At 37.9% G+C, this 3,986-nt stretch carries 2 protein-coding genes; both read right to left on the bottom strand.

The window, feature by feature from the left end; translation table 11 throughout:
- Positions 1 to 3,339 (bottom strand): zinc-dependent metalloprotease family protein (locus tag CCAND38_RS01640; protein WP_156129745.1); only part of this gene is annotated, 3,339 nt, incomplete at its 3' end.
- Between the two features lie 59 nt (positions 3,340 to 3,398).
- The coding region (locus CCAND38_RS01635) for a T9SS type B sorting domain-containing protein (RefSeq protein ID WP_042343319.1) at positions 3,399 to 3,986 on the bottom strand (588 nt) is incomplete at its 5' end.

The raw sequence follows: 3,986 nt of genomic DNA, 5'->3' as shown, positions 1-3,986 counted from the left end.
TACAATCGTTTTACCTGTTTTGCAATCGCCTGTTTCTGTGTCGGTATGGGTTACCGAAATTTCAGTAGTGCCATCACAATTGGAAACCTGTAATTTGCTTTCTGCTTGGGGTTTATCCTTTTCGCAAGACAAATTCACATCAGTTGGAAAATTGAGAAACGTAATAGCTTTCGGAACATCTGGCGAAGCTACTTTAATAGTACGACTGTAAGTTTGAGTATTGCCAAACTCGTCTGTGGCTATCCAAGTATCGGTAATGACTTTACCATCAGCACTTTGCGTTCTATTTTTGGTGACCTGTACCGTTTTTACACAATTTTCATCTCCTACAACTTTCCAAGAATTATGGTACTCCTGATTTCGAGGGTCAGATTCTGTTGTTATGACAATTTTTCTCTGTGAGCAACTCTGAAAGCAATTGTCAGTAGCACTTAAATCAACCAAAGGAGGAACATCAGTAGAATTTGCCACCGAAATATTTTCGGGTAGTTTTCCGATAAACGTAGGAGCTTCATCATCTGTAATGGTAATTCGTTGTGTCGCTGAGATGGCTTTTCCACAACCTTCCGCTTTATAGATACGAGTAATGATTTTTTTACCTCCCTCAATTTTTTCAGTCTGGGTGTGACTTACTTGTGCCGAAGAACAGTTTACCACCTTCAAATCCACGACCTGAGGAATTCCGTCTTTACAAGAAAGTTGCATATCAGCAGGGAGATTCTGAAAATAAATATCCGTAGCATTCTTATCTACAATGATTTTTTGAGTAACCCTCACAGTATTGAAAGTACCATCTCTTGCCTCCCAAATAACTGAAACAGATTCGAGTCCATTGCTTCCGAACTTATAATCGGGGGAAATAGGTCTTCTCCATTCCAACTTATTTCCACAATTATCAAAAGCTATAGGAGGAGTTTCGACATAGGAATAAGCTTCAAATTCATTATTCACAATAATATCCTGAGGGTTTGTTACCAAAATTGGCGATGTATTATCATAAACAAAAACCAATTGGGTGTGTTCAATGGGTTTTGCCACAGGGTCAGTAACTCTCCAAGTGCGTTTGAGAATGTAATTGATATGATAATCTGATTCCATTCGGGTTTGGGTAAGTTCTATCGTAGGAGATTTCCCGCCTACAACCTGAACATTAGGTAGCGTTTTATCAAAAGTAGCCTCGCAATGATATACTTTATCCTGCGGAAGGACACCAACAAATTGCAAAGGAAGTACGTCTTCTTCTATAAAGATATGCTGCACAAAACTTGCTTGATTTTGGCAATTATCAGTTGCAGAAAAGGTACGTTTGATAAAATTTTCTTTCCTTTCATCGGTGTATTTTAGATTTACAGCTTTATCAGAACAGGTTGTCACAGCCGTAATTGAATAATTTTCAGGAATATCCTTTTCTTTTACATAAATGGTAGGTTCAGGCAGATTTTCAAAAGTAATTGCAGAAGGTGTAATTTCAAATCCCCCATTACTTGGGTTATAATCACTAACAGCGTAAGCAATATGGTCAAGTACTTCTATTTTGATAAGTCCATTACCTCGATTTCCATTTTTTGTTACTTTGATATGTGGCATCGTAAAGGTAAACGTTCCGTTGTTATCTGTTTCAGAAACAATGATATGCTTAAACGTCTGCCCAAAATCATCAGAGAGTAAAATCCGAACCTTGCTATTTTCTCCAAAAATAGATTTATCTACATTCCAACGTAACTCAACTTGCTCACCTGCTGAATATGTCTTTTTTAAATCTGAGGCAATCACAAACGGCATTCCATTTTTTACCTCTATATCGGTTTTCACCATATCGTAATGCGTGGCGTGGGTTTCGTTGGTGAGTGCCTCCTGACCTAAAATTCCGTCACTTGCCGCCAACCAAAAACGATAAATACCTTGGGTTGAGAAAAAATGGTCTACAGTTCCATCTTTTTTATATTCTTTCTGAAAACGTATCACATTGTTATAACTTGGTTTTGCTGAATAATACAGTGCATTAGACGGATTAGTTCGTAAGCGAATATCGGTTTGATGAGCCGCATAAATGAGTTTATCATTGTCGGGATCCGAAGCGTTAATACGAAACTGAAAATACGTATTTTGTGGAATGACGTATTTCTTTTTTAATTTTGAAGCATCAATTACCGGACGACGATTTGAAGTTTTAATACCATAAATCGGATTTTCACCTCGGGCTAACATTACCTTTTGAGTACGCTCCTTATCCGAAAAATACACAGAACTGTGTGTCAGTCCTCTTCGTATGGAATGCACACTATACAGCGTAAAAAAATCACGAGGAAAACTATGTCCATACCCCATAATAGACCTCCCTCTTTCAGGTTCTACCTTACCTGAATCTTCCCCTGTGGCAAAGGTATGGTCAGCTCCGAACATATGCCCTAATTCGTGGGCTACGGTACTGGGGGCGGGACGACCTATTACTCCATCAGCCTTAGTATGTGCACTATGGGCAGCTTCCATAGCAGCTTGTCCGTTAACACGTGGAAGAAATGTAACTATCAGACCTACATCATATTTATCAGGAGCTATTACTTCGTTCATCGCTTGAGTACTTCTCTGATTTTGAAGCATTTGATACCCATAACGATAATTTTTTAATATTTCTTTTCCAGGCGTATCTCTGATAAGTGCCTCATCATCAACGATAGTAAACTTCACAGCAACGGCACGTACATAAAGCTCGTTGGCAAAAGCCTCAGTCGCAGCCCAAAATCTTCGTACTTCTTGTTTATCTTTTTTGAAATGATTTTGGAATTGACTATAATTGATGAGTAAGGCTAACCGATAAATGCGTAAAACTCCATCGGTATAAATTTGGATATTATCCAAACAATGATTATCCAAAAACCCATTGGCATCGGGGGCACATTTATTATTTTCTGTATCAGGCGATGAAGGTCTTTGTGTGGTGTGGTTATGATTTTCGCCACAGCAAACTCCGCATTCGGTTTGGTTTTCATCTTCCTTAGTAACAACTACTTTCCTTTTTTCAGAAGTTATTTTGTAAGTATTTCCATCGTAATTAAAATTTCCCGACACCGAAGTAGCGTCTATCGACAGCACCCCTATAAGCTCATCTTCTTTGTAACCGACAAAAGTTTGGATACCCGCCAAAGAGTTTGGACGTTCTTGCCAAACGACAGACAAGGTTTTCCCTTGCGAAATCGGAACTGCCCACGAAATTTTGCCTCCTTTTGAAAACTCTTGCCGCACTTGCTCCACTTTCAAAGAGGTTTTAAATTGTTCTTGCGAAAAGACCGATTGCCCAAATACTATCATAAATATTAAAAGACGACCTATATATTTCATTTTCTTATTGATTTTATGTAATTGATTATTTTTCAGATGTTTTTTAGATGACGCAATGATTATCTTACAAACAAATAGCCTTGTTTTGTATTTGATTTTCCTGTAATATCCTGATATTTCAGCACATAGAAATACGTTCCTGTAGGAAGACGCTTACCTTTTCGGAAAACTCCTTTCACGTTGGCATATCCTCGGAAAACTTCACCATTTTTTTGGTAGTTTTTCGATCCATATACTTTCTGACCTAATTCGTTAAAAATCTCAATTTGAAGATTTTTATAATTCTCGATAGGTTCAAATTTCAGGTAATTCTCCGAACCTGACTCGGTAGAAACACCATTGTAAACAATTATTTCTTTTTCTACTTCAGAACCTCCGTTAGGTGGTGTGGGCTGTGAAGTTTTTTTAATGGTAACTTTCTGTGTGTAAATAGTTTTATTCCCGCATTCATCAGAGGCTTCCCATTTGTAAATAATTATTTTATTTCCGTTTTCTACCTTGTTTTCTTGGCTCTTCGTCACTTGAACAGCAGAACAATTATCCGTAGCGGTTAGCGTTTCTTGCGTTGGCACTTCCTGATTTTCAGTAATCGAAATATCTTTCGGTAATTCTCCTGAAAAAATGGGAGCTTCATTATCCCCTGCAAT

Source organism: Capnocytophaga canis, assembly GCF_000827555.1.
In the GTDB taxonomy this organism is placed as follows: Bacteria; Bacteroidota; Bacteroidia; order Flavobacteriales; family Flavobacteriaceae; genus Capnocytophaga; species Capnocytophaga canis.
The sequence above is the reverse complement of the archived record's forward strand: the minus strand, read 5'-3'. Positions and strand labels throughout refer to the sequence as shown.